Annotated in this window: 17 protein-coding genes and 8 pseudogenes; 5 read left to right on the top strand and 20 right to left on the bottom strand. The window is 70.2% G+C overall.

Annotated features, from left to right (window positions below):
• Positions 1–203: 203 nt before the first annotated feature.
• The 3 genes and pseudogenes from H3H54_RS06345 to H3H54_RS19500 form a co-directional block, all read right to left on the bottom strand.
• Positions 204–2,457 (bottom strand): annotated as a pseudogene (locus H3H54_RS06345) (polyribonucleotide nucleotidyltransferase).
• 212 nt (positions 2,458–2,669) lie between these two features.
• Positions 2,670–2,939, bottom strand: coding sequence for a 30S ribosomal protein S15 (rpsO, locus tag H3H54_RS06340; protein WP_262425960.1), 270 nt, complete (start codon positions 2,937–2,939; stop codon positions 2,670–2,672).
• A gap of 153 nt (positions 2,940–3,092) precedes the next feature.
• A pseudogene (locus tag H3H54_RS19500) lies at positions 3,093–4,106 on the bottom strand (bifunctional riboflavin kinase/FAD synthetase).
• A gap of 344 nt (positions 4,107–4,450) precedes the next feature.
• Between H3H54_RS19500 and H3H54_RS06330 the strand changes: the two are divergent.
• Positions 4,451–5,266, top strand: a complete 816-nt coding sequence (locus tag H3H54_RS06330; RefSeq protein WP_262425959.1) for a peptidoglycan binding domain-containing protein — start codon at positions 4,451–4,453, stop codon at positions 5,264–5,266.
• A complete protein-coding gene (locus H3H54_RS06325; RefSeq protein ID WP_262425958.1) occupies positions 5,167–5,970 on the top strand; it encodes a L,D-transpeptidase in 804 nt (267 codons plus the stop codon). Before H3H54_RS06330 ends, H3H54_RS06325 begins: the two co-directional genes overlap by 100 nt.
• A gap of 89 nt (positions 5,971–6,059) precedes the next feature.
• Here H3H54_RS06325 and truB read toward each other — a convergent pair whose 3' ends face one another.
• The 6 genes and pseudogenes from truB to H3H54_RS06295 form a co-directional block, all read right to left on the bottom strand.
• Entirely contained in the window at positions 6,060–7,031 is a 972-nt protein-coding gene (gene truB / locus H3H54_RS06320; protein WP_262425957.1) for a tRNA pseudouridine(55) synthase TruB, read from the bottom strand.
• Positions 7,028–7,540 carry a 30S ribosome-binding factor RbfA gene (gene rbfA, locus H3H54_RS06315; protein WP_262425956.1) on the bottom strand — a complete coding sequence of 171 codons (513 nt, stop codon included), beginning with the start codon at positions 7,538–7,540 and terminating at the stop codon, positions 7,028–7,030. The genes truB and rbfA overlap by 4 nt, the downstream gene beginning before the upstream one ends.
• A 226-nt stretch (positions 7,541–7,766) precedes the next feature.
• Positions 7,767–10,648: pseudogene (gene infB, locus H3H54_RS06310) on the bottom strand (translation initiation factor IF-2).
• A gap of 96 nt (positions 10,649–10,744) precedes the next feature.
• Positions 10,745–11,050: a YlxR family protein gene (locus H3H54_RS06305; protein ID WP_262425955.1), complete on the bottom strand. Its 306-nt coding sequence runs from the start codon at positions 11,048–11,050 to the stop codon at positions 10,745–10,747.
• A gap of 140 nt (positions 11,051–11,190) precedes the next feature.
• Positions 11,191–12,176: pseudogene (gene nusA, locus H3H54_RS06300) on the bottom strand (transcription termination factor NusA).
• A gap of 1 nt (position 12,177) precedes the next feature.
• Positions 12,178–12,648, bottom strand: a complete 471-nt coding sequence (locus H3H54_RS06295; protein ID WP_262425954.1) for a ribosome assembly cofactor RimP — start codon at positions 12,646–12,648, stop codon at positions 12,178–12,180.
• A gap of 249 nt (positions 12,649–12,897) precedes the next feature.
• On the opposite strand from H3H54_RS06295, the gene H3H54_RS06290 reads away from it, so the two are divergent.
• On the top strand, positions 12,898–13,980 hold the full coding sequence (locus H3H54_RS06290; RefSeq protein WP_262425953.1) for a DUF4439 domain-containing protein: 1,083 nt from the start codon (positions 12,898–12,900) through the stop codon (positions 13,978–13,980).
• A 21-nt stretch (positions 13,981–14,001) separates the two neighbouring features.
• On the opposite strand, the pseudogene H3H54_RS06285 reads toward H3H54_RS06290, so the two are convergent.
• Positions 14,002–15,785 (bottom strand): annotated as a pseudogene (locus tag H3H54_RS06285) (proline--tRNA ligase).
• A gap of 130 nt (positions 15,786–15,915) precedes the next feature.
• On the opposite strand from H3H54_RS06285, the gene H3H54_RS06280 reads away from it, so the two are divergent.
• Together H3H54_RS06280 and H3H54_RS06275 are read left to right on the top strand one after the other, a co-directional pair.
• A complete protein-coding gene (locus H3H54_RS06280) occupies positions 15,916–16,722 on the top strand; it encodes a hypothetical protein (protein WP_262425952.1) in 807 nt (268 codons plus the stop codon).
• An 11-nt stretch (positions 16,723–16,733) separates the two neighbouring features.
• Positions 16,734–17,222 (top strand): hypothetical protein, encoded by a 489-nt coding sequence (locus H3H54_RS06275; protein ID WP_262425951.1) that lies wholly within the window; start codon positions 16,734–16,736, stop codon positions 17,220–17,222.
• A gap of 45 nt (positions 17,223–17,267) precedes the next feature.
• Here H3H54_RS06275 and H3H54_RS06270 read toward each other — a convergent pair whose 3' ends face one another.
• The 10 genes and pseudogenes from H3H54_RS06270 to frr all read right to left on the bottom strand — a co-directional run bounded on the left by H3H54_RS06270 (position 17,268) and on the right by frr (position 26,534).
• Positions 17,268–17,837, bottom strand: coding sequence for an ATP-binding protein (locus H3H54_RS06270; protein ID WP_262425950.1), 570 nt, complete (start codon positions 17,835–17,837; stop codon positions 17,268–17,270).
• Between the two features lie 172 nt (positions 17,838–18,009).
• Positions 18,010–18,861, bottom strand: a complete 852-nt coding sequence (locus H3H54_RS06265) for a GNAT family N-acetyltransferase (protein WP_262425949.1) — start codon at positions 18,859–18,861, stop codon at positions 18,010–18,012.
• 5 nt (positions 18,862–18,866) lie between these two features.
• Positions 18,867–20,025: pseudogene (gene ispG / locus H3H54_RS06260) on the bottom strand (flavodoxin-dependent (E)-4-hydroxy-3-methylbut-2-enyl-diphosphate synthase).
• Between the two features lie 100 nt (positions 20,026–20,125).
• A pseudogene (locus H3H54_RS06255) lies at positions 20,126–21,468 on the bottom strand (M50 family metallopeptidase).
• A gap of 2 nt (positions 21,469–21,470) precedes the next feature.
• Positions 21,471–22,673: pseudogene (dxr, locus tag H3H54_RS06250) on the bottom strand (1-deoxy-D-xylulose-5-phosphate reductoisomerase).
• A gap of 114 nt (positions 22,674–22,787) precedes the next feature.
• Positions 22,788–23,216: a DivIVA domain-containing protein gene (locus tag H3H54_RS06245; protein WP_262425948.1), complete on the bottom strand. Its 429-nt coding sequence runs from the start codon at positions 23,214–23,216 to the stop codon at positions 22,788–22,790.
• Between the two features lie 97 nt (positions 23,217–23,313).
• Entirely contained in the window at positions 23,314–23,733 is a 420-nt protein-coding gene (locus H3H54_RS06240; protein WP_262425947.1) for a DivIVA domain-containing protein, read from the bottom strand.
• Between the two features lie 9 nt (positions 23,734–23,742).
• A complete protein-coding gene (gene rlmN / locus H3H54_RS06235) occupies positions 23,743–24,981 on the bottom strand; it encodes a 23S rRNA (adenine(2503)-C(2))-methyltransferase RlmN (RefSeq protein WP_395963734.1) in 1,239 nt (412 codons plus the stop codon).
• Positions 24,982–25,020: 39 nt separating this feature from the next.
• Positions 25,021–25,497, bottom strand: a complete 477-nt coding sequence (locus tag H3H54_RS06230; protein ID WP_262425945.1) for a phosphatidate cytidylyltransferase — start codon at positions 25,495–25,497, stop codon at positions 25,021–25,023.
• A gap of 470 nt (positions 25,498–25,967) precedes the next feature.
• Positions 25,968–26,534: a ribosome recycling factor gene (gene frr / locus H3H54_RS06225; RefSeq protein WP_262425944.1), complete on the bottom strand. Its 567-nt coding sequence runs from the start codon at positions 26,532–26,534 to the stop codon at positions 25,968–25,970.
• Between the last annotated feature and the right edge of the window lie 76 nt (positions 26,535–26,610).

The following is a 26,610-nucleotide window of genomic DNA, read 5'->3' as shown; positions in this document are numbered from 1 at the left end:
CCCTTCGCCGGGAGGGTGAGCTGAATCGAGAGCGTCCGGGTCGGCCGAGCGCGCACGTCCGGCCAAGGACAGCTCGTTCCTTGTGGACAGCCGGCGCGTGAAGCGCACGGCCCGGCACACGGCAGGTGCCGAGGACGACGCGAGGGCGGCACCCCGGGTGGGGTGCCGCCCTCGAGCAGGTGCTCAGCGGGTGAGCGGCCGGATCACTCCGCGGAGGTCTCCTCGTCCGGGGCGGCGTCGGTGGACTCCGCCTCGTCCTCGATCACGCCGAGCGAGATCTTGCCGCGGGCATCGATCTCGCGGATCTCGACCTCGATCTTCTGGCCGACCTTGGCGACGTCCTCGACGTTGTCGACACGCTTGCCGTCGTTCAGCTTGCGCAGCTGGGTGACGTGCAGCAGGCCGTCCTTGCCCGGGGTCAGCGAGACGAACGCACCGAAATCGACCACGCGCACGACGGTGCCGAGGTAGCGCTCACCGATCTCGGGGACCATCGGGTTGGCGATGGCGTTGACCGCAGCACGCGCAGCCTCGGCCGAGGGGCCGTCGGTGGCGCCGATGTAGACGGTGCCGTCGTCCTCGATGGTGATGTCCGCACCGGTGTCGTCCTGGATCTTGTTGATCATCGCGCCCTTCGGGCCGATGACAGCACCGATCTTGTCGACGGGGACGGTGACCGCGAGGACGCGCGGAGCGTAGGGGCTCATCTCATCGGGGGTGTCGATGGCCTCGTCCAGCACCGCGAGGATCGCCAGACGCGCCTCATGGGCCTGCGACAGCGCGCCGGTGAGCACGGAGGTCGGCAGGCCGTCCAGCTTCGTGTCGAGCTGGATGGCGGTGATGAACTCCGTAGTGCCGGCCACCTTGAAGTCCATGTCGCCGAAGGCATCCTCGGCGCCGAGGATGTCGGTGAGCGCCGCGTAACGGGTCTCTCCGTCCACGACGTCGGAGATCAGGCCCATGGCGATGCCTGCGACGGCGGCGCGCAGCGGCACGCCGGCGTTCAACAGCGACAGCGTCGAGGCGCAGACCGAGCCCATGGAGGTCGAGCCGTTGGAGCCGAGGGCCTCGGAGACCTGACGGATCGCGTACGGGAACTCCTCACGCGTGGGCAGGACGGGGACCAGGGCACGCTCCGCGAGCATGCCGTGGCCGACCTCGCGGCGCTTCGGCGAGCCGACGCGACCGGTCTCGCCGGTGGAGTACGGCGGGAAGTTGTAGTGGTGGACGTAGCGCTTGTGCTTGACCGGCCCGAGCGAGTCGATCTGCTGCTCCATCTTCAGCATGTTCAGCGTGGAGACACCCATGATCTGGGTCTCGCCGCGCTGGAAGAGTGCCGAGCCGTGCACACGCGGGAGCACCTCGACCTCGGCGGAGAGCGCACGGATGTCCCGCAGCCCACGGCCGTCAATGCGGACACCATCGGTGAGGACCTTCTTGCGCACGAGCTGCTTGGTCAGCGCACGGAACGCACCGGAGACCTCCTTCTCGCGACCCTCGAGCTGCTTGCCCTCTGCGGCGAGCTCCTCGACGACCTCACCGAGCAGCTGCTCGGTGCGCTCCTCGCGCTCGGTCTTCGCGGCGATGGACATGACCTCGGCGAGACGCTCGTTCGCGGCGGCCTCGACGATGCCGTACGCGTCGTCCTGGTAGTCCAGGAACAGCGGGAACTCGCGCACCGGCTTCGCGGCGGTGGCGGCCAGCTCCTGCTGGGCGACGCAGAGGCTGCGGATGAAGACCTTGGCGGCCTCGATCCCCTCGGCGACGACGGACTCGGTGGGGGCGATCGCACCCTGCTCCTTGATGAGCGTCCAGGCGTTGTCGGTGGCCTCGGCCTCGACCATCATGATCGCGACGTCGTCCTCGACGATGCGGCCGGCGACGACCATCGAGAAGACGGCCTCGTCCAGCTGCGAGAAGGTCGGGAAGGCGACCCACTGGCCGCCACCCTCGGCGTTCGGCATGAGCGCGATGCGCACCGCGCCGATCGGGCCCGAGAAGGGAAGACCGGAGATCTGGGTCGACGCGGAGGCACCGTTGATGCCGACGACGTCATAGGCGTCGTCGGGGCCGTTGGCCATGATGGTGAGGACGACCTGGACCTCGTTGCGCAGGCCCTTGACGAATGCGGGGCGCAGCGGGCGGTCGGTGAGGCGCGCGGCGAGGATCGCGTCGGTGCCGGGACGACCCTCACGACGGAAGAACGAGCCGGGGATGCGACCCGCGGCGTACATGCGCTCCTCGACGTCGATGGTCAGCGGGAAGAAGTCGAAGTGGTCCTTCGGCTTGTTCGACACTGCGGTCGCCGAGAAGACCATCGTGTCGTCGTCGAGGTAGACGGCGACGGCGCCGGCGGCCCTGCTGAGCGAGGCGGCCGGTCTCGAAGCGGATCTCGCGACGACCGTAGGAGCCGTTGTCGATGACAGCGGTGGTGGCGGTGATTTCAGGGCCTTCCATGGCCATGGGTATCTCCTCTGGTGGGGGTTGCCCTGCCGGTGCGGCCTTCGTCAGTCACATGCGGTGCGCGGGAGGGCCCGGGTGAGCCATGCTCCAGCGGTCCGCAGGTCACTGCCGAGGACCGAACCTGATCGGGGCGGGGTGCTGTGGATGCCCGCAGCTGCGGGCAGATGAAACCGCCGCCCGCCCGAAGGGGCGAGCGGCGGAGAGGATCAGCGGCGGATGCCGAGGCGCTGGATCAGCGCACGGTATCGCGTGATGTCGGAGGCCTGCAGGTACTTCATCAGGCGCTTGCGCTGACCGACCAGCAGCATCAGGCCGCGGCGCGAGTGGTGATCGTGCTTGTGGGTCTTCAGGTGCTCGGTCAGGTACGTGATGCGGTGCGTCAGGAGCGCGGCCTGGACCTCGGGCGAACCGGTGTCGCCCTCGCTGGTCGCGTACTCCGTGATGATCGCCTGCTTGGTGGCGGTATCGAAGGCCATATGGTTCTCCTCTGGTCGCTGCGCGGCGCCGCAGGGCCTTGTGCCCTGGGCTCTCTGGACGAGCGCTCCTCAGGCGCACCTACCCGTGGGGAGGGTGCTGGGCTGTGGGTGCGGATCGCTCTCCGCGGCCGAATTCACGGCTCGAGCAGGATATCAGCCGTCAGTTGCGGGAGGGGAGTGCTCCGCAGCGAGAGTGTGGCGGGTCACCTCGACGTCCCTGCCCATCTGCTCGACGAGCGCGGCCGCGGAGTCGAACTTGAGGGTGGGACGCTGGAAGTCGACGAATTCGAGCCGCACGGTGTCGCCGTAGAGGTCGAGATCATGAGCGCCATGCACGTAGGCCTCGACCGTGCGCTGCGCGGCGCCGTCGGGCTCGAAGGTCGGGTTGGTGCCGATGGAGATGGTGGCAGGCGCCCCGGCCAGGGGGCGGGTCCCGAGGTGGGCGGGAGCCTGTTCGGTCACCGTGAGGTAGCCGGCATAGACGCCGTCCGCCGGGATCAGCCCTGCGGGCGCAGGCCCGAGGTTGGCCGTCGGGAAGCCGAGCTCCCTGCCGCGCCGGAACCCGTGATGGACCACGTCGGTGACCGTGTGCAGCCTCCCGAGCGCAGCGTTCGCCGAGCGCACCTCCCCTCGAGCAGATCGCTGCGGATGCCGGAGGACGAGATGCGGCCGCTGCCCGCCCCCTGCGGGCCAAGGTCCGCGACCGTCACGACCTCGAAGCCGTACCGCTCCCCAGCTCGCGCATGGTGCCGATGTCCCCCGAATTCGCGCGGCCGAACAGGGCGTCCTCCCCCAGCACCGCGCACTTCATCCCCAGCCCGTCGACCAGGAAGATCCGTACGAAGTCCTCAGGCGAGTGCTGTGCGAAGTCGAGCGTGAACTCGAGGTCGAGCACACCGTGCATACCGGCCAGCAGCAGGAGGCGATCCCGGTCCTCATGGCCGGTCAGCAGCGGCGTCCGCGCCGGCTGCCCCATCACATGCCGGGGTGGGGCCAGAAGGTGAGCGCGACTGGGGCGAGCGAACGGGACTCTGCATGGTGTCGCAGCTGGTCCAGCACGAAACGGTGACCACGGTGAACACCGTCGTAGTTGCCGATCGACACCGCGGTCGCGCCGAGGTCGGCGGGCACCTCCTCGACGGAGTGCCAGATGGGGACGCGGGTCACGGGGCGGTCATGTCCTTCCGGGGCCGGGTGTGCACTGACACCCTCGAGCAGGGACGCCGGAGAACGGCGCAGCGGCGAGGAACGCCGGTGCACACTGTAGCGCCCGCAGCAGGGGCCCCAGCGGCCACCTTGTTCACACCATGCGGCCCGCAACTGTCAGGAACCGCGCCTGATCGCTCGGTAAGATACCGAGCTGTGACGAAGAACGGCCTCCTGCCCCCGCGAGAAGGGCGCCTCCCTCCGTTATTCTGAGGTCCGAGGCGGTACCGGGGACGGACCCCTGTGCACTTCCGCGCCGATGCGCGGGAGCAGTCACGACGGCCGCCGAGAACGGATCTGGATCCATGACGAACGTGACCGATACGGCCGCGCTGGGCGGCCCGTCGCGACCCACCGGCCGCAACGGCCGCCGGCGAGCCGTCCTCACACTGGTGGCCATCGTCGCTGTGATCGCCGTGGTCCTGACCGGCGGTGCACTGGCGTACGCCAAGCAGTTCGAGGGCCGCGCACTGCCGGGCACCACCGTGCTCGGACAGGATGTCGCCGGCAAGACTCCGGAGGAGATCTCCGCGCTGGTCGCCGAGCGCGGCGAATCGGTGTCCGTCGCGGTGACCGCCGGTGAGCAGGAGCTCGAGGTGCCGCTGGCAGATATCGGCGTGACCGTCGATGCCTCCGCCACCGCGCAGGCCGCCGTCTCCCGCGATGACTCCTTCACCGGGGTGCTCTCCTCGACCTGGTCGGGCGAGCATGCCGTGGAGCCGGTCGTCACCGTCGACGATGCCGCAGTCATGGAGTTCGCGAAGGGCCTCGTGCCCGAAGAGATGACCTCCCCGGTCGACGCCTCGGTCAGCTTCGACGAGGACGAGCAGACCTGGAACGCCGTCCCGGGCCGCCACGGCCTCGGCATGGACCCGCAGACACTTGTGGACGCGATCAACCAGAACGCTCCGGCGCTGAAGGATTTCGAGGTCGAGCAGCCGCTCGAGGAGATCGCCCCTCCATCACCACCGAGGAGGCCGAGCAGACCGTCGGTGCGATCGCCTCCCTGCTCGAGCAGCCGATGTCGATCGCCGGCGCCGACGGGAAGACCCATGACGTCTCCGCGGAGCGCCGCAACGGTTGGATCTCCGTGGAGCCCGACGAGGACGGCCAGGCCCTGACGATCGCCGTCGACGAGGACGCCGTGCGCGAGTGGGTCTCGGCCCGCGCCGACAGCGATGCGGTCGAGGTGGAGGACGGCATCGAGCAGGTGGGCGAGGACGGCGAGGTCGTCAAGGTCCTCACCGAGAAGAAGGCCGGCCTGGAGATCACGAACACCGACGCAGTGGCCGATGAGCTCATCGCCGCGATGAAGGGCACCACTCCCCTCGAGGCCGCCTTCGACTCGAAGAAGATCGAGCCCGAGGTCGAGCAGGTCGAGGCCCCGAAGGACGAGGAGGAGGCGGGCGACGAGGAGTCGACCACGCCGTCCAACCCGACCGGTGAGAAGTGGATCGACGTGGACCTCACCAACAAGACCGTGACCGCCTACGTGGGCGATACCCCCGTGTGGGGCCCGCGCAAGATGGTCGACGGCAAGCCCGGCAACGAGACCGTCACCGGCACCTACGACATCTACCTGCGCTACGACCGCCAGGACATGACGAACGCGAACAACTACCCCGAGGGCCACGAGAAGTACTACTACAACCCCGACGTCCCCTGGGTGCAGTACTTCCACCGCGGCTATGGCTTCCACGGTGCGCCGTGGCGCTCGTCCTTCGGCTTCTCCGGCTCCCATGGCTGCATCAACATGCCGGTCTCGGATGCCAAGTGGCTGTACGACTGGGCGAGCATCGGCACCAAGACCGTGGTCCACTACTGACCCGGGCCTGCCCACAGCAGCCAGAAGGGCCCTTCCCGATCAGTTCGGGAAGGGCCCTTCTGCTGTGCGGGGTGATGTGCGGGGCGTCTTCAGCAGCGGGCGTCCACCGGCACCACCAGGACCGGACGCCAGCGGTCTCCCTCGCGCTCCAGGATCGCGACCAGATGGCCGGCATCGTCGAGAGCAGCGATCGGGCGTTCCTCCCCCGCGACACCGATGAGCCCGAGGTCGCCTCCCTCTGCGGGCCTCGGCTGCATCCCGTCGGTGTCGATGCGCTGACCGTTCCCGAGCGCGGCAGCCTGCACGTCGTCGACGACCACGCTGCTGAGCACCTGGCGGGCGATCTGGCCGAGCCCGTACAGCGGGAGCGGGACGTCATCGCCTTCACCCCGAGCGGGGACGTGCACGGAGTCCGCGACGGCGAAGGGGCCCACGGCGGTGCGGCGCAGCGCGGTGAGGTGACCTCCGACCTCGAGCGCAGAGCCGAGATCGCGGGCCAGCGCCCGCACGTAGGTGCCCGAGGAGCAGTCGATCACCGCATCCAGGTCGAGGTGCTCCGTGTCCTGTCGGCGCGCGGTGACCTCGAAGCGTGAGATCAGGACGGGGCGGGCCGCCAGCTGGACGTCCTCCCCGGCGCGGGCTCGGGCGTAGGCGCGCTTGCCGTCGATCTTGATGGCGCTGACCGTGGAGGGCACCTGCTCGATGTCTCCTCGCAGGGCGTGCAGCTGCTGCTCGATCTGCGCGTCGGTGATCCCGGTGGCGTCGGCCTGCTCGCCGAGCGCCTCCCCTTCGCGGTCGTCGGTGGTGGTGGCGCGTCCCAGCCGGATCGTCGCGTGGTACGTCTTCCCGAGCCCCACCAGGTAGGTGAGCAGGCGCGTGCCCTGCCCCACGCCGAGGACCAGCAGCCCGGTCGCCATCGGATCGAGCGTGCCCGCGTGCCCGACCTTCTTCGTGCTCAGCAGCCAGCGCACCCGGGCGACCACGTCATGGCTGGTCCGTTCGGACGCCTTGTCGACGAACAGGATGCCGTGCGGGCCGGAGCTGTGCGGGCCGGAGCTCACGCCTGCTCGCGGCCGGTCTCGACGTCGTCGAGCTCCTCACCGTCGCGGTCATCACCGTCGAGGTCCTCGGCGGCAACTTCGTCTTCGTCCTCGCGGGGCTTTCGGTACGGGTCCGCGTCACCGGCGTAGCTCGCACCCTCCTTGACCTTCTCGAGGTCGGCGTCGCGGCCACGGGCCTCACTGAGCAGGTCCTCGATGACGCGGGCGTTCTCGGGGACCGCGTCGGCGATGAACTCGAGGGTCGGGGTCAGGCGGATCCCGGTCTGGCGGCCCACCTCGCGGCGGAGCATTCCGGTCGCGCTGGCCAGCGCGGCACCGGTGCCCTCGCGCTCCTCGTCGGAGCCGAAGACGGTGTAGAAGAGAGTGGCGTGCTGGAGGTCTCCGGTGACCCGCACATCGGTGATCGTCACGAAGCCGAGCCGCGGGTCCTTGACGCGCGTGTCGAGCATGGTGGCGACGATGACCTTGATGCGGTCGGCGAGCTTGAGAGCACGGGGATTGTCGTTCATGGGATGAGGTTCTCCTGGTCTGTGGCGAGCCCGACGGGCGTCTCGAGAGGGGGATGATCGAAGGGCGTCAGGGGGCGGCCTCGACTGCCAGAGCGAAATGCCCCGCGGCCCGCGCGGTGACGCGGTGGGCCGACGGGGCACGCAGGGGGAGGGGCACCTCGATCATCGTGGTCTCCTCCCCCGCGGGTGACGGCCGGGCCCTGGTGGGTGCCCGGCCGTCCCTGCCTCAGATGCGGGGCTTCTCCCGCATCTCATAGGTGGTGATGTGGTCCTCGAGCTGGAGGTCGTTGTAGGACCCCAGGTTGATACCGCACTCGTATCCGTCGCGGACCTCGGTGACATCGTCCTTGAACCGGCGCAGGCCGGCCACTTCGATGTTCTCGGCGACGACCACTCCACCGCGCGTGATGCGAGCCTTCGCACCGCGCTTGATGATGCCGCTGCGCACGATCGAACCGGCGATGTTGCCGAACTTGGAGGAGCGGAAGATCTCGCGGATCTCTGCCGAGCCGAGCTCGACCTCCTCGTACTCCGGCTTGAGCATGCCCTTGAGAGCCTGCTCGACCTCGTCGATGGCGTTGTAGATCACGCTGTAGTACTTGATCTCCACGCCCCTCGCGGTCGGCGTAGTCAGCGTTCAGGCCCTCGGCCCGCACGTTGTAGCCGATGATGACCGCGTTCGAGGCGACAGCGAGGTTGATGTTGTTCATCGTGATCGCGCCGACGCCGCGATCGATGATGCGCAGGTCCACGCCGTCACCGATCTCGATGCCCAGCAGCGACTCCTCGAGAGCCTCCACGGCACCGGCCGCGTCACCCTTGAGGATGAGGTTGAGGGTCTCGACCTTGCCATCAGCCATGTGCTGGTTGATGTCCTCGAGGCTGATCCGCTTGCGGACCTTCGAGAGCGACGCGGCACGCTTGGCGGCCTCGCGCTTCTCGGCGATCTGGCGGGCGGTGCGCTCGTCCTGGGCGACCAGGAAGGAGTCACCGGCGCCGGGCACCGAGGTCAGACCGAGCACCTGGACCGGTCGCGACGGACCAGCCTCTTCCACGCTGACACCGTTCTCATCGAGCATCGCTCGCACACGACCATGGCCGCTGCCGCAGACGATCGCGTCGCCGACACGCAGGGTGCCCTGCTCGACCAGGACCGTGGCGACCGGGCCGCGGCCCTTGTCGAGGTTGGCCTCGATCGATACGCCGCGTGCGTCCTTGTCCGGGTTCGCGGTGAGCTCGAGCGCGGCATCGGCGGTCAGCAGGACCGCCTCCAGCAGCGCCTCGATGTTGAGGTTCTCGCGGGCGGAGACGTCGACGAACATGGTCTCGCCGCCGTACTCCTCGGCGATCAGGTTGTACTCGGTCAGCTGCTGGCGGATCTTCTCCGGGTTGGCCTCCGGCTTGTCCACCTTGTTGACCGCGACCACGATCGGCACGTCCGCCGCCTGGGCGTGGTTGAGCGCCTCGATGGTCTGCGGCATCACGCCGTCATCCGCCGCGACCACCAGGATCGCGATGTCGGTGACCTTCGCACCACGGGCACGCATGGCGGTGAACGCCTCGTGGCCCGGGGTGTCGATGAACGTCATGGCGCGGTCGGCGCCGTCGTGCTCGACCTCGACCTGGTAGGCACCGATGTGCTGGGTGATGCCACCGGCCTCGCCCGCGCCGACGGTCGACTTCCGGATGGTGTCCAGCAGTCGGGTCTTGCCGTGGTCGACGTGGCCCATGACGGTGACGACCGGGGACGCGGTGCACGGTCCGCGGAGCCCTCCCCGTCGAGCTCGGCATCGAGATCGATGTCGAACTGTCCGAGCAGCTCGCGTTCCTCGTCCTCCGGGGAGACGATCTCGATCTTGTAGCCCAGCTCGGTGCCGAGCAGATCGAAGGTCTCCTCGTCGAGGGACTGGGTGGCCGTGGCCATCTCGCCCATCGCGAACAGCACAGTGATCAGCGATGCCGGGTTGACATCGATGAGGTCGGCGAAGTCGGAGAGCGATGCTCCGCGACGCAGGCGGATCGGGGTGTTCCCGTCACCGCGCGGAATCGAGACGCCGCCCGGTGCGGGCGCCGACATCTGCTCGAATTCTGCGCGCTTCGCACGCTTCGACTTGCGCGAGCGGGCGGGCTTGCCGCCACGACCGAAGGCACCCTGGGTGCTGCCGCGACCGCCGCGACCGCGGGGACCGCCGCCGGGACGGGCGGGGCCGCCTGCACCGGGGCCGCCGCCACCGGGGCCGGGACGACCGCCACGACCACGACCGGGGCCGCCGCCCTGGTTGGCGTCGGCGAGGCCGCCGGAGGAGTGCTGTCGCATGATGCCGGGGTGGGCATGCCGGGACGGCCGCCACCACCCGGACGCGGTGCGGCACTGCCCGGGCGGGGAGCCCCACCCTCACGTGCCGGACGCGCACCGGTCTGTCCTGCCTGGTCGGCGCCGGGACGCGGCGGGCGCTGACCCGGACGGGGCATGCCCTGTGCGCTGGCGAAGGGGTTGTTCCCGGGACGGGGACCGCCCGGACGCGGGCCTCCCTCGCGCGGCGGGCGACCGCCACCGGGTGCCGGCTTGCGGGCACCGGGACGGGGCATGCCCTGCGCGCTGGCGAAGGGGTTGTTCCCGGGGCGTGCGTTGCCGGGGCGGGGCGCGGGACGCTCACCACCGGGCTTCGGTGCGGGAGACGGAGCGGGCTTCTGCGCGCCGGGCTTCGGTGCGGGGGCCGGGGCCTCCGCATCGGGCGTCGGGGCCGGAGCCTCTTCGGCCGGCGTCGGCGCCGGAGCGGGCGCCTCAGCGGCCGGCTTCGGGGCCTCTGCCTCGGCAGACTCGGCGGGCTTCTGGGCTGCGGGCTTGGCGCCCGGCTTGGGTGCAGCAGCACCGCCCGGCTTGGGCGCACCGGGCTTCTTGGGGGAAGCGCCGGCATCGCTCTTCGCTGCGGGGGCGTCATCCGCCTTCTTGGCGGGCAGCTCCTCACGCAGACGGCGGGCTACCGGTGCTTCGATGGTCGAGGAGGCCGAGCGAACGAATTCGCCCATGTCCTGCAGCTTCTGCAGAACTGCCTTGCTGGGGTGTCCGAGCTCCTTGGCGAGCTCGTGGACGCGGACCTTAGCCACATTTCTCCTGTCTCGGTCCGGCCGACAAGAGGGCGCGGACCATTAGTTCCTGAGGGTGCTCATTTGCGAGTACTCATCGGATGTCCATGGGTTCTTCTACCTGTTCCACGTACGGGCGGGTTCGAAGTTCTCGAGGTCCCGGGCGAGGTGCCCGGTGTCGACGGCGCCGCGGAAAGACCGGGCGAAGCCGCCTCGCCGCAGGGCGAGGTCGAGACAAGCTGCATCGGGGTGGAGCCATGCCCCGCGGCCGGAGGCCGACCCGGAGGGGTCGGCACGGACACGTGGAGCGGAGCCCTCGGGAGCGGACTCCCGGACCAGACGCACCAGCTGCTCGCGCGGGGCGACCTGACGGCAGCCGACGCACGTGCGCTCGGGGATATGAGGGGCAGGGTGAGTGTGCACGCCGTGACCTCCGTTCCGAGCACGTCCGCTCGGGCAGGTGCTCGATCGACGGACGATCTGCGGCACCTCTCGGCGAACAGCCTCCCCAGTGTAGCGGACCGGCACCGCCGCGACCTCAGCGGGGAGGCGTGCGACACACCTCAGGCGTCGGCGGGCGGTTCCGGCGCGCTGTCAGGGCGGATGTCGATCTTCCACCCGGTGAGCTTGGCGGCCAGGCGGGCGTTCTGCCCGTCCTTCCCGATCGCGAGCGAGAGCTGCGTCTCGGGGACCACGGCGCGCACCGCCCTGCCCACCTCGTCGATCACGGTGACGCTCGAGACCTTCGCGGGCGAGAGCGCATTGGCGACGTAGCGTGCGGGATCCTCATCGAAATCGACGATGTCGATCTTCTCCCCGCCGAGCTCGTTCATCACCGCCCGTACCCGGGCGCCCATCGGACCGATGCAGGAGCCCTTGGGGTTGACGTCGGGCACGGTGGCGTACACGGCCATCTTGGTGCGGTGCCCTGCCTCGCGGGCCAGGCCTGCGATCTCGACGGTGCCGTCGGCGACCTCCGGGACCTCGAGGGCGAAGAGGCGACGCACCAGGTTCGGGTGCGAGCGCGAGAGCGTGATCTGGGGTCCCTTGGGGCCGCGGCGCGCCTCCGTGACGTACGCGCGCAGGCGGCGGCCGTGGGAGTAGTCCTCCCCGGCACCCGCTCATGCGGGGGCAGCACGGCCTCGACCTCGCCGAGGTCCACCAGCACCATGCGGGGGTCGCGGCCCTGCTGGATGATCCCGGAGACGATGTCGTCGGCGCGATCGGCGTACTCGCCAAGCACCGCCTCGTCCTCGAGATCGCGGATCCGCTGGAAGATCACCTGGCGGGCGGTGGAGGCGGCTACCCGGCCGAAGTTCTCGGGGGTGTCGTCCCACTCCTCGGCGACGGAGCCGTCGGAGGCCCGTTCCCGGGCGATGACCGCGACCTCGCCGGTGCTCTCGTCGATCAGCACTTCCGAGTCACGGACCGGATGATCGGTGTGGAGGTAGGCGGCGTGGAGCGCTGAGCGGATCGCGTCCAGCAGCACGGGCAGGCTGATCTCGCGTTCGCGCTCAAGTGCCCGCAGGGCACCCATGTCGATGTCCATCTCAGCTCTCCTTCGTTGCGGCGGTGTGGTCCGCGTCGGTGGACCCGGCATCAGCGAGCAGCTGTGCGAGATCGGCGGGCGGGTCGAACTCGATCTCGACGTGTGCGGTGGCGACGTCCGCGAGCGGGATCTGCAGACGTTCGCTCGTCCCCTCGACCAGCTTCAGCGGTCGCCCGCGGTCGTCGCGGCCGGGCTCCTGGCGCAGGATCAGCTGCTCGCCGTCGACCGTGAGGAGGCGGGCGCGGTAGGCGGTGCCGTCGGCGGTGGTCAGGGCTAGCAGCCGTCCCCGGGAGCGGCGGAAGTGCCGCGGGTCTGCGAGGGTGCGATCGGCACCTGGGGTGGTCACCTCGAGCAGGACGGGAGCGCTGCCCAGCAGCGTGTCATCGGCGTCGACCATCTCGGAGAGTTCGCGCGAGGCTGCGGCGACGGTGTCGAGATCGGCGCTGCCCAGCTGATCCTCGGGGAGGTCCACGATCAGCCGGACCTGGGGGTGCCGCCGCTGCGGATCTCGATGTCCTCGAGGACGAGCCCGTGGGCGTCCAGCACCCGGGTGGCCGCGTCCCGCAGGATGGTCTGGTCGTCGAGTGCGCTCATGGCCGCTCGTCTCCTCCTGCTATGGGGTTCTGTGTTGCCCGGGGCGTTCCCCGGAGCAGTATCACCAGGATAGTGTCCGCGCACCGCCCGCGTGCTCCCCAGGGCCCTCGATGCGAGAATCCTCCTTGTGTCCCTCCTCGCTCCCTCTCCCGCCACCGCTGCCACCGTCCCCCGTCGCCGGGTGCTGCGAGCCGCCGTCGGGGCCCTGGCGGTGCTGGCCACGGCGGGCTGCGGCAGAGTCGCCCTGGGTGGGCCTGAGCCGTACACCCCGCCCCCGCCCGGGATCGATGATCTCTTCCGCGTGGACCTGATCACCCTCGTGGAGCGGACGCTGGCTGGCACCGAGCAGGTGGTCCAGAGCAGGGATCCGGCTGCTGGGGAGCTGGCCGTCTCGACGGCCCTGACCACGCTCAGCACAGCGCTGCCCGTCCAGCGCACCGCGCTGCTGACAGGAGCCCAGCGCGAGAAGGAGATCGAGGCGGCGGAGGATCCGGCCCCCGGGCAGACAGCACCCCTCCCGGCCGCCGACGCCCCGAACGATCTCGCCGGTCTCCTCGGAGCGCTGGTGGAGCTGCGGGATCTGGCGACCTCCGGGGCACGTCAGGTCTCCGGCTCGCTGGCTCGCCCGGTGGTCGCGATCGCGGCGCACACCGCCTGGATCGCGCGGCGGCTCGAGTCTGCCGCCGGTCTCAGCGAGGTCACCGCCCCGGCGACGGCCGAGGAGATCGTGCCCACGCGAGAGGTGCCCGACACGGATCCGCCCTCGATCGGTGCCGAGGCGGACTACTTCACCACCGTCGAGAAGGCGCAGCAGGAGGAGTGGTACGCGGGCTACCTCCACGAGGTGCTCGCATCACGGGCTGAGGACGACGCTCGCGAAGCCCATCTGGGACAGGTCGAGGTGCATCGCGCCCGGGCCGAGGCGCTGGGACGCTTCGCCGAGGAGGACGGCGCCCTGGTGGTGCCGCGGCAGGCGGTCTACGCCATCCCGGGCGGGACGCTCGACGCACAGCTCGCGGGGCAGCTGCCGACCCTGCTGGCGCAGGGTCTGCTGATCGACCACATCGCCCTGACCGGTGCGGCGCCCTTCGAGCGGCGTGCGCTGCCGATCGCGGCCGCTCTCGCCGAGGCGGAGAGGCTGGCCGCGCTCGTGGACCGGATGGATCCGCTGCCGAGCCTGCAGGTGGAGGACCCTGCCGCCGACGGCTGACGGCAGGTGCGCCGCGGAGCCTCAGGCTCCGCGGACCTCCGCCACCACCGCGTCGACGACCTCCTGGGGAGCGACCTCACGGACCTCGCCGCTCGCCCGATCGCGCACCTCGACCACACCCGTCGCCAGGCCTCTGCCGACCACCACGGATGTGGGCATGCCCAGTATCTCCGCATCCTTGAACTTCACTCCCGGGGACACCTTGGGCCGGTCGTCGAAGAGCACCTCGAGACCGCGCGCCTCGAGCTCGGCCGCGATGCGCTCGGCCTCCTCGAAGATCTCCTGCCCCTTGCCCGTGGCCATGATGTGCACATCCGCCGGGGCGAGCTGACGCGGCCAGACCAAGCCCTTCTCATCGTGGTACAGCTCGGCGACGGCCGCCACGGCGCGGGTGACGCCGATGCCGTAGGAGCCCATGGTCACCACGACCGCCTTGCCGTTCTCGTCCAGCACCTTCAGGTCCAGCGCTTCGGCGTACTTGCGGCCCAGCTGGAAGATGTGCCCCATCTCCATGCCGCGGGTCAGGCGCAGCGGGCCGGAGCCGTCGGGCGCGGGATCGCCGTCGCGCACCTCTGCGGCCTCGATGGTGCCGTCGGCGGTGAAGTCCCGACCGAAGACGAGGTCGTAGACGTGCTTGTCCTTCTCGCCGGCGCCGGCGACCCATGAGGTGCCGGGCACCACGCGCGGATCGACCAGGTAGCGGATCTCGGAAGCAGAGTCCAGCCCCAGCCCCTCAGGGCCGATGTAGCCCTTCTTCAACACCGGGTGCTTCTCGAAGTCCGCGTCGGTGAACGGGGTCGCGAGCGCCGGGGCGACGGCGGTCTCGAGCCGCTTCGGATCGACTTCGCGGTCGCCGGGGATGGCGATCACCAGCGGCTCGGTGGAGCCGTCGGGGAAGGTCAGCAGGTAGACGAGGTGCTTGAGCATCTCGTAGCGGGTCCACTCCCCGTCTCGGAGATCGGGCCCTTCCCGGGGAAGGCCTGGTTCGAGAACTCGGCGAGCTTCGCGATGGTCGACGCGCCCGGTGTGTCCTCGATGTGCATCGCCGGCAGTGCGGCGATCATCGCGTCGTCCAGCGCGGCCGGTGCCACAGTGGTGACCGCTTCGACGTTCGCCGCATAGCCGCCCTCGGAGACCACGAAGGTGTCCTCGCCCACGGGGGTGGGGTGCAGGAACTCTTCGGAGCGGGAGCCACCCATGGCGCCGGCATCGGCATGGCAGATCACTGTCGGCAGCCCGAGCCGTTCGAAGGTGCGCTGATAGGCGCCGCGCTGATTCTCGTAAGAGGCGTCCAGTCCCGCATCGTCGATGTCGAAGGAGTAGGCGTCCTTCATGACGAACTCGCGGGTGCGCAGCAGCCCGGCGCGCGGACGTGCCTCGTCGCGGAACTTCGTCTGGATCTGGTACAGCATGGTGGGCAGGTCCTTGTACGAGGAATACAGGTCCTTCACCGTGAGCGTGAACATCTCCTCGTGGGTGGGCGCGAGCAGGTAGTCGTCCTGCTTGCGGTCCTGCAGCCGGAACAGGGTGGGGCCGTATTCGTCCCACCGCCCGGTGCGTTCGTAGGGCTCACGGGCCTGCAGCGCCGAGAACAGCACCTCCTGGCCGCCAATCGCTTCCTGCTCCTCGCGCACGATCTGTTCGACCTTGCGCAGCACCTTCAGCCCGAGCGGCAGCCAGGTGTAGACCCCGGCCGCGCCGCGACGGATGTAGCCTGCGCGCACCAGCAGCTTGTGGCTCGCGACCTCGGCGTCGGCCGGGTCCTCCCGCAGGGTGCGGACGAAGGACGTGGACAGACGGATCATGGGGCAGGCCTTTCACACAGGGCGGTTCGGTGCGGGGCCACCGGTGGCTCGCGCAGGCCCATCGTAACGGGCGCCGACCGTCCTTCGGCTCCCGCTGCAGCCGCCGACGGAGCGCCGGTACCCTCGAGGGATGCCCAGCTCCTCGTCCCGTCGGCAGGTCCTGAGCGGCGCCGGAGCGCTCGCCGCGCTGGGCGCGGTCGGCGCCGGCGGCCTCACCGCGCACCGCTCGCTGCGCCCGGCCATCGATCCCCGCACCGAGATCCCCCTGTGGTCACAGACAGTGGTCTACGACGCGAACGGCCAACGCAGCCTTGTCGGCGCACGCGCCGGGGGCCGCGTCCCGGCCGAGAATCCGCGCCTGAGCGAGGACCATCCCGTCTCCTCCCCGGCCCGGACACGCGCGGAGGAGTTCTGGGCGGGCACCGCCGACTGGCGCGCCGCCCTCGCCGCCGCGCCTGGCGTCGACGAGGAGCTGACGGGCCTGGCCGAGTCCGCTCTGCGGGACCTCTGGGTGCTCTCCGACCAGCTGCCAGCCCCCGTCGCGGGCTGGAGCAGCTCCTGGCGATACATCTGGCCGCGCGATGTCGCCTTCTGCGCGGTGGCGCTCGCCCGAGTGGGGCACCTCGACCCTGCCGTCTCCGCCCTTCGCCATCTGCAGGCCCTGCAGGACAGCGATGGCTGGTTCGAGGCCCGCTACGACCCCGGGACCGGCCTGTCGCCCGACGGCCGGGACCGCCAGTTCGACGGGACCGGGCTGCTGTTGTGGGCCGCCGCCGAGGTGGCTGACGCCGCCGGCCCCGACGTCCGTGAGGGCGTGATCGAGGGGCTGGACGCGATGATCATGACCTCGCTCAGCGCCCTGCACACCGGCACCCGAGGCGGTGCCGGGCTGCCGCCGGTCTCCCCGACTACTGGGAGGTGCGCGAGCGGTCGGTGACCCTCGGGATCATGGCCGCCACCCTGACGGGACTGCGCGCCGGGGCGCGGCTGACCGGGGAGCGCAGCGCACGTGACGCCGCGGAGACCTTCGCCGAGCTGCTGGATGGCACCTTCGGCCGGACCGGTCACCAGCGGTACCGCAACGGCGGTGGCCCCGATTCCGCTCTTGCCTTCTTCGACGCCACCGGCTGCCACGACGTGGCCCCTCCTGAGCAGCTGCTGTCGTTGCGCTCGAGCCTCGCCCGGCCCGGGGGCGGGATCGCGCCGGGCGCCTCCTGGCGCGAGGACGGCGTCAGCTGGACCCCGTCGACCAGCCTGCTGGGCCTGGGCCTCGCCCGTGCCGGGGAGCGCGAGGCAGCTTCAGAGATCCTGCAGTGGCTCGCCGCCCATCGCACCGAGGCCGGGTCGCTGCCCGAGAAGGTGCTGTTCGACGGCCGCCCGGCGGAGGTGGCGCCGCTCGCCCTGGACGGCGGCGAACGTGCTGCTGACGCTCGATGAGCTCGCCCGCGGCTGACCGGCCCGGTCCCGCGCCTGTGGCATCGCTCAGTCGAGCGCGGCCAGGAGCTCCTGCACGGCTTGCGCCGGAGTGGTCTCGCTGAGGTCGAGGATCACCGCATCGGGCGGGGCAGGCAGCTGCGGCTTCTCGAGCAGCTCGGACAGGATGCCCGGGTCCACGAGCTTGGAGCGCTCGGCCCGGCCGGGCGCGGCGACTCGCTCCAGCAGTGCCTCACGGGACGCGGTCAGCCATACCGGGATGAACCGTGCGCCACGGCGCTCGGCGAGAGCACGCAGGCGCTCCACATGCTCCGCGTTCTCGGGGCTGTCCGGGAGCCAGAAGGTGAAGACATGACTGAGCGAGGCTGGGGCGGCGATCGTGGCCTCGTGGACCACGTCGCGCACGCGGTCGCGCAGCGCGTCGGTCTGCTCGAGGGTCACCTCGGGGTCGCGTCCCAGCCCTATTGGGAGGAACACGGCGTTGTTGACCAGGTGGTTGTCGACGACGATCGCACCGGTGCGGCGCTCGAGCTCGCGGGCGAGGGTCAGCTTGCCGACGGCGGGCGCACCCTGCAGGAGGTAGAGGCGGGAGTCATCGAGGGCGGGCGTCACGATCATCGCCGGAGTGTATCTGCCGAGGCCAGCCCCCTGCGGGTTGCGTCACGCTGGGGCAACCGGCAACAGCCCACCGATGAACCACTTCTGGCCCCGATCTGGTTCGCCAGCGGGCTGTTGACGCTCTGCGGCACCGGTGGCAGGGCGGGGGCGGCACACGCGGCGGCGGCCCGCTTCAGAACAGGATCGTGGTCAGCTCCCCAACCTGCCGGAAGCCGGAGGCCGCATAGGCGCGCCGAGCAGGCTCGTTGAAATCATTGACATACAGGGTGACCTGCGGGGCGTGGTCACGGCACACCTGACGCACCAGCTCCGTCATCCCGGCCCGGCCGAGGCCCCGCCCCCGTTGGTCGGGCCGCACCCAGACGCCGTGGATCTGTGCGACCGGCCCGAACAGCGCACCGACGTCGGCTTTGAACAGCACCTCGCCGTCTTCGATGAGGACGTAGGTGCGCCGGTCCCGGATCAGCTCGGCGATCCGCCTGCGGTAGGAGCGCCCGCCGTCGCCCAGCAGCGGGTCCACCCCCACCTCTTCGCGGAACATCGCCACAGCGGCGGGGAACACCGCGTCCTCCTCGCCCGGCACTGCGGGCCGCAGACCGACCGCGTCGCCCCGGGGCGAGGCGCTCGGCGCGTCGGCGAGCAGCAGCGGCTGGCTCCAGCGGTATTCGCGCACATCCATTCCCCAGGTCGCTGCCAGATGCTCCCAGAGCTGCTGCACCGCTGCACGGTCGCCGACCACGGAGCTCGCCCGTCGGCCGCGCCCCGCCATGCGGCGGCCGAAATCGTCCAGCGCGCGCTCGGTCGCCGACATCGGCGAGAGGTTCACTCCATGCCACAGCAGGCCCTCGGGCTGCAGCTCCTCACCGGCGAACGAGAACTCCTGGGACAGCGCGGCCGAGCGCGCCGACTCCCGCAGCCGTGCACCGGCCAGTGCGTTGGTGATCGGGTCGGAGAGCGCGAGGGCGAGCGCGGCGTCGAGGCCGCCGGGGCGGACTGCTCGGACCCGCCCGCCGCGCCGGAACATGAGGGTCAGCCCACGGAGATGGAGGGAGCACCGGTGGAGGAGGCGTCCTCATCCATCTCGGCGGCGATGCGGTTCGCCTCGGCCAGCAGGGTCGGCACGATATCCGCCTCCGGGACGGTCTTGATGACCTTGCCCTTGACGAAGATCTGGCCCTTGCCGTTGCCGGAGGCGACGCCGAGATCGGCTTCGCGAGCCTCGCCCGGGCCGTTGACGACGCAGCCCATCACGGCCACGCGCAGCGGGACTTCGAGGTGCTTGAGCCCCTCGGTGACCTCGTCCGCCAGCTTGTAGACGTCCACCTGAGCTCGGCCGCAGGAGGGGCAGGAGACGATGTCGAGCTTGCGCGGCTTGAGGTTCAGCGACTGCAGGATCTGGTTGCCGACCTTGACCTCTTCGACCGGCGGGGCGGACAGCGAGACGCGGATGGTGTCGCCGATGCCCTCGCCCAGCAGGATCCCGAAGGCGACGGAGGACTTGATGGTGCCCTGGAAGGCAGGGCCGGCCTCGGTGACGCCCAGGTGCAGCGGCCAGTCGCCCTCTGCGGACAGCTGGCGGTACGCATCGACCATGATCACCGGGTCGTTGTGCTTCACGGAGATGCCGAAGTCGTGGAAGCCGTGCTCCTCGAACAGGGAGGCCTCCCACTTCGCGGACGCCACCAGCGCCTCGGGGTCACCCGGTCACCGGTCATCATGCGCGGGTCGATGCTGCCGGCGTTGACGCCGATGCGCAGCGCGGTGCCGTGATCGTTCGCGGCCTTGGCGATGTCCTTGACCTGATCGTCGAAACGACGGATGTTGCCGGGGTTCACACGCACCCCGGCGCAGCCCGCCTCGATCGCGGCGAAGACGTACTTGGGCTGGAAGTGGATGTCGGCGATCACCGGGATCGGGGACTTCGCGGCGATCGCCACGAGCGCGTCGGCGTCCTCCTGGCGCGGGCAGGCCACGCGCACGATGTCGCAGCCCGCAGCGGTGAGCTCCGCGATCTGCTGGAGAGTCGCGTTGATGTCGTGGGTGGGGGTGGTGGTCATCGACTGCACCGTGATCGGTGCGTCACCGCCCACGTGGATGTTGCCGAGCTTGACCTTGCGGGTCTTCCGCCGGGGGCGAGCACCGGCGGCGGCTGCTTGACGGACGGGATACCGAGGCTCACAGAAGTCACCCCTCCATTATGGACTCGCGAGCACCGGCGCGCGAGGCGAGGTGCGACACCTCCACCGCTCCTGCACGTGTGCCGTGGCTCAGAGCACCATCCGGGGATCTCAGGGGAACAGGCTGATCGGCCTGACGATGTCGGCGTACAGCAGCAGCAGCGTCATCAGGATGAAGACGATCGCGACCGCATTGGTGAGCGGGAGCATCCGGGACATGTCGACAGGGCCGGGATCCGGCCTGCCGCGAAGCCGTGCGAGGAACCGTCGCACGCCTTCGAGCAGCGCCCCGGCCAAATGACCGCCGTCCAGCGGCAGCAGCGGCACCAGGTTGAACACGAACAGCGCCATGTTCAGGGAGGCGAGCATCGAGATCATGGTGCCGGTCTTCTCGCGCAGCTCGAAGCCCGGCTGGTCGGCGGAGGCGACCTCACCGGCCAGACGGGACACGCCGACGACGCCGAGCGGGCCGTTGGGATCGCGTTCGGCATCGCCGAAGGCCGCCTGACCCACCTCGTACAGACGCACCGGCAGGGTGACCACGAGCCTCCCGGTCTGGGTGACCGCGGACCAGGCCATCTCCGGCACCATCGCCGGCGACTGCGGCACCAGGTCCGGGGTGCCGGAGACGCCGAGGAAGCCGACCTGCTCGGTCACGAGATTCCCGTCGGCGTCCAGCACTGCGGCACCGTCCTCGTCGAGCACTGGACGGGCATCGACGATCATCGTCGCCTCGAGCCGGAGGACCTCGCCGTTCCGCTCGACGACCACCTCGACCGTGCGGTCCTCCGCCGCCCGCACCGCGGTGGTGACATCGGACCAGCGATCGATCCGCTGGCCGTCGATCTCCTGCAGGACGTCACCGGGGCGGATGCCGGCGGCGAGGGCGGGCGCCGCCGGGCGTCCCTCGCAGGAGACGTCCGCGGGGGCATCCGCCGCGACCACGCATTCGGAGACGGACTGCACGGTCGGGGTCACCGCCGGCAGGCCGATGCCGCTGACCAGCACCACCATCAGCACCACGGAGATGAGGAGGTTCATCAGCGGCCCCCGAGCATCACCACCAGCTTCTTGGGCACCGACAGCGCGACAAAGGTGCGATGCGCGTCCTCCGGTCCGTACTGGGAGGACTCGTACTGCTTCGCCTCCTCGGACAGCTCGGTCATCTGCTGCAGCAGCCCGGTGGAGTCCTCACGGATGGTGCCCTCGGGCTCCCCCTTGTGCGGCGGGTACATCCCGATCATGCGGATGTAGCCGCCCAGCGGGATCGCCTTGACCCCGTACTCCGTCTCGCCCCGGGTGCGGGAGAAGACAGTGGGTCCGAAGCCGACCATGTACTGGGTGACGCGGACCCCGAACAGCTTCGCGGGCACCAGGTGGCCCACCTCGTGCAGGGCGATCGAGACGGCGAGTCCGACGGCGATGATCAGGACGCCGAGCAGGAACAGCAGCACGGTCAGCGAGCCCGGCCGGTGATCAGCGCGCGGGCGGTCACGCGCGCCCAGTCCTCCACCGCCAGCAGGCCCTCGACCCCGTCGACCCGCTGCGCGCGGGGTCTGCGCGGATCCTCGAGCACCTCCCGGATCAGAGCGGTGATGCCGAGGAAGCTCAGGGAGCCGGTGAAGAACGCCTCGACGGCCTCCTCGTTGACGGCGTTGTAGACGGCCATCGCGCCGCCGCCTTCCCGGTGCGCGGCGCGGGCAAGGGTGATCGCGTCGAAGGTGTCCTCGTCGACCGGTTCGAAGGTCCAGGACTGCGCGGTGGAGAAATCCAGGGCCGCGGCGAGGCCGGGCAGCTTCTCAGGATGGGCGAGGGCCCAGCCGATGGCGTGGCGCATGTCCGGCGGGCTCGCCTGGGCGATCGTGGAGCCGTCCACCAGGGTGACCATCGAATGCACGATCGACTGCGGATGGACGACCACCTGGACCCGATCCTCGGGCAGGTCGAACTGGAAGCAGGCCTCGATGACCTCGAGGGCCTTGTTGACGAGGGTCGCCGAGTTGGTGGTGATCACCCGGCCCATCGACCACGTGGGATGGGCGAGCGCCTGCTCGGGGGTGACCTGCGAAAGCTCCTCACGGCTGCGACCACGGAAGGGGCCGCCGGAGGCGGTGACCACCAGGTGGTCGATCTGCTCGTGCTCCCCCTGCCAGCGCCTGCGCGATCGCGGTGTGCTCGGAGTCCACAGGCAGGATCTGCCCGGGAGCTGCCGCTTCGGTGACCAGGTGGCCGCCGACGACCAGTGATTCCTTGTTCGCCAGGGCGAGCCGTGCCCCGGAGTCGAGGACGGCGAGGGTGGGCAGCAGGCCGACGGAGCCGGTGATGGCGTTGAGCACCACGTCCCCGGACCGAGGGATCCTGCGAGCTCGACGACCGCGTCGGCGCCGGCCCCGATCTGCGGGGCGGGGATCCCGGCCTCGGCACAGGCCTGCTGCACCGCGTCCATGACGGTCTCGGCACGGGAGGCGTCGGAGATCACCAGCTGCGCCGGCCGGTGGGCGAGGACCTGCTCGGCCACGAGCTCGGGCCGCGTACCACCGACGGCGAGGCCGTGGACCCGGGCGATGTGCGGATACCGGGTGAGGACGTCGAGCGCCTGGGTGCCGATCGATCCGGTGGAGCCCAACAGGATCAGCCTGCGGGTGGGGGTGCCGGTCACGGCACGGAGGCCATCACGTCCGCGACATGGTCGAGGTAGACGTCGACGACGGCCTCGCGGTATCCCTCGGAGCCGCGGCGGCGCCGAAGGCGGCCCGTCGCACGTCATCGACGCTCATCGGGTGGCCATCGGTGAAGTAGGCGACGAGCTGGTCGCACAGGGCATCGACATCCGCCTTGTCATAGGCGGGCTCCCCTGCGCGGCCGGGGCGAAGCGATCCCCTGCGGGGCGCTCGAGACGCTCCTTGAGCACCTCGGCGCGCTCGGTGAGCTGCCCGATCCAGGTGTCCTCGCCGTGTTGGGCGATCGCATCATCCCGCGCCTGCAGGGCGAAGGCGTCCGAGAGCCGGTCGAGGGCCTCGTCGACGACACGCATGTCGTATCCGCCGCGCTCGGTGGCGAAGCTGGCCGCCGTGATGTCGGCGCCGCTGAAGGCGGGATCCCGCCCCTCGTAGGCGGAGCGGGCGCGGGAGAGGAACTCGTCGACCTCGCGCATGTCGTATCCGACGCTGAAGCGAGAGACACGCTCGAACGATGTGCTCACCAGTAGGTCCTTCCTCGGTGCTGTCGGGGTCCCACTGTAGCGGCGTGGGAAGGGTGGGACGGGGAGGCGTGCGGGGCGTCGATCCCGCGCGTCGGGCTCAGCGGCCGGCGCCGAACAGCCGGCCCAGGAGGCCTGGCCGCCGCTCCGCAGCATGGACCGCAGATGCGGACGCTCTCTCGCCCTTCGCCGCGCGGCGTTCCGCGGCCCGCTGCTGCTTCGCCAGCACACGTGCCTCCTTGGAGAGGTCGGCGCCGGTGTAGTCCCGCTCAGGGTCGTACGGGAACGTCTCGGGCGAAGTGAACAGCGGGAGCAGCACTGCGTCGAGGAAGCGGTCGACGTCTTCCATGTCGTACCCCTCGCGGAACCTGGTGGGGCTGAAACGGTGCTGCTGCACGGTCTCGGCCGTGGCCGAGCCGTCGCCCGAGAGCAGGGCACGTTCGCAGCGGTCGATGAAGTCATCGACCTCCTGCATGTCGTAGCCCTCGCCGAAGCGGACGGGCATGAATCTGATCTGCACGGGGAGTCCTCAGTCGGTGGCCGCTGCGATGGCCTCGACGCGCGCCACGCGCGCCTCGCGATCCGCGCGGTGGTCGTCGGATTCGATGACCTCCGCCGCGAGCTGCCCGCAGGCGCCGTCGATGTCCGAGCCGCGGGTGTCGCGGATGGTCGCGGAGATCCCGTTGTCCCGCAGGATCTCCACGAAGCGCTTTTCGACCATCGGGTCGGAGGCGGTCCACTTCGAGCCCTTGACCGGGTTCAGGGGGATCGGGTTGACGTGCACCCAGTGGGCGCCGCCCTTGGCGATCAGGCGATCGGCGAGCAGCTGGGCGCGGTGGGCCTGGTCGTTGATGTCACGGATCAGCGCGTACTCGATGCTGACTCTGCGGCCGGTGGTCTTGAAGTACTCCCATGCGGCGTCGAGGATGTCGGCCACGTCGAAGCGGGTGTTGATCGGCACCAACTCGTTGCGCAGCTCGTCATCCGGTGCGTGCAGGGAGACGGCGAGGGTGACGGGGATCTTCTCGGCGGTCAGCTTGCGCACCGCCGGGGCCAGGCCGACGGTGGAGACCGTGATGTGACGGGCACCCATCCCGAAGCCTTCGGGAGCGGGAGAGTTCAGCCGCCGGCAGACCGTCGCCACCGGGCGGTAGTTCGCCAGTGGCTCGCCCATCCCCATGAACACGATGTTGTTGACGCGCCCGGTCCCGCCCGGCAGCTCGCCACGGGCCAGCATCCGGTTGGCGATGCGCACCTGCTCGAGGATCTCCGCAGCCGAGAGGTTGCGGGTCAGGCCCATCTGGCCGGTGGCGCAGAAGGGGCAGTTCATGCCGCAGCCGGCCTCGGAGGAGATGCACAGCGTGTTGCGGTCGCTGTAGCGCATCAGCACCGACTCGACCATCGGCCCGTCGAACAGCTGCCACAGGAACTTCTGGGTCGCGCCGTTATCCGCGGACTGCCGCGAGACCTGGGTCAGCAGCGGTGGGAAGAAGTGGTCCACGAGTTCCTGGCGACGGTCCTTGGGCAGGTCCGTGAGGTCATCGGGATCAGTGGTGAAGTGCTCGAAGTAGTGCACGGACAGCTGCTTGGCTCGGAAGCCGGGCAGGCCCATCTCCTCGACGGCCGCGATCCGCTCCGCGAGCGTGAGATCGGCCAGGTGCGCGGGCGGCTTGCCGCGACGCGTGGGGCGCAGCTGGAGCTGGCCCGGGGCCAGAGCCACCTTCTGGCCGGGGACCGCCTCACGGGAGAGGTCGGGTTTCCGGGACAGGGCGACGGGCGCGGGGCCCCCGTGGATCCGGTGGGCTTCTCAGGGCAGTTCATGGCAGCAGTACCTCCAGCATGACGTAGGTGGTGGGGGCGGCGAGAAGGATCGAGTCGACCCTGTCCAGCACTCCCCGTGGCCGGGCAGCAGGTGCCCCATGTCCTTGATGCCGAGATCCCGCTTCAGCAGGGACTGGGCGAGGTCTCCGCAGGTGGAGACCACCACCAGCACGGCACCGATGATGAGTCCGGTCCATACCGGCAGATCCAGGGCGAGGGTTCCCACGGCGGTGACCGCGGCGGTGCCCAGCAGCAGGGAACCGATGAACCCTTCCCAGCTCTTCTTCGGGCTGATCCTCGGCGCCATGGGGTGCTTGCCGAACAGCACCCCGGCGATATACCCGCCGATGTCGTTTCCGACGGGCCCCAGGATGGCCAGCAGCACCAGCATCTCGCCCTGCTCGCGGGCGAACAGCAGCAGCAGGAAGCAGCCCAGGAAAGGCACCCAGGCCAGGGCGAACACTCCCCGGCGACATCGCGCAGCGCACTCAGGCCCATGGATTCGCTGACTCGCCACAGGATCAGCACGCACACGGCGGCCGCGGTCGCGACCAGCAGGCCCTCGGTGCCGAACACGACGGTGGAGACCACCATCCCGATCACGCCCACCAGCAGCGGGACCGCCGGCAGCCGCAGCCCGCCCTGTGCGAGGGCGCGGGTCAGCTCGAGGACGGCGAGGACCATGGCGATGGCGGCCACCACGGGGAAAGCCTGCGGCACCACGAACACGGCGATGATCAGCACGGCTCCGAGGCCGACCCCGACCCCGATCGCTGCGGGCAGGTTACGTCCTGGACCGCGTCGTTTCGCACGCTCCTGCACGGGCGCGTCGACGACCGCCTCGTCCGAGGGCGAGGCGGTCGTCGCGGTCAGTGCCGCCGGGTCAGTGCTCAATGGGGTCCGTCCACCGGTCCTGTGGTCGAGGTCCTCGGCTCAGACGGTCTCGAGCTCGGTCTCCTTGAGGCCGAGTGCCTCATCGATCTGCTCGATGTACTTCTTGGTGACGGACTCGAGCTCCTTCTCAGCGCGGTTGCCCTCGTCCTCGCCGATCTCCTTGTCCTTGACCAGCTTCTCGATGGCCTTCTTGGCGTTGCCGCGGGAGCCGCGCACGGCCACCTTGCCGTCCTCCGCCTTGTTGCGAGCGAGCTTGACGTACTCCTTGCGCCGCTCCTCGGTGAGGGCCGGAAGCACCACGCGCAGGTTGTCACCGTTGTTGGTGGGGTTCACGCCGAGGTCCGAGTCGCGCAGGGCGCTCTCGACACCGCTCATGGCGGACTTGTCATACGGGGTGACGACGACGGTGCGGGCCTCCGGGAACTGGAGCGAGGCCAGCTGGTTCAGCGGGGTCGGCGCGCCGTAGTACTCGACGGTGATGCCCTGGAACATCGCGGCGTTCGCGCGGCCGGTGCGGATCGAGGTGAACTCGTCCTTGGTGACCTCCACGGACTTCTTCATCTTGGCCTCGGCGTCCTTCAGGATGCTCGGAGTGTCGTCGCTCACGGGGGTGCTCCTCGTTACTCGGTGGGTGTTCGTGGTCCATTGTCTCGCACCGTCAAGCGCGAGCAGGAGGGCGGGG

Origin of the sequence: Brachybacterium sp. Z12, assembly GCF_014400405.1 — a bacterium.
Lineage (GTDB): Bacteria > Actinomycetota > Actinomycetes > Actinomycetales > Dermabacteraceae > Brachybacterium.
Note: the sequence above shows the minus strand (reverse complement) of the source record. Positions and strands in the feature narration are given on the sequence as shown.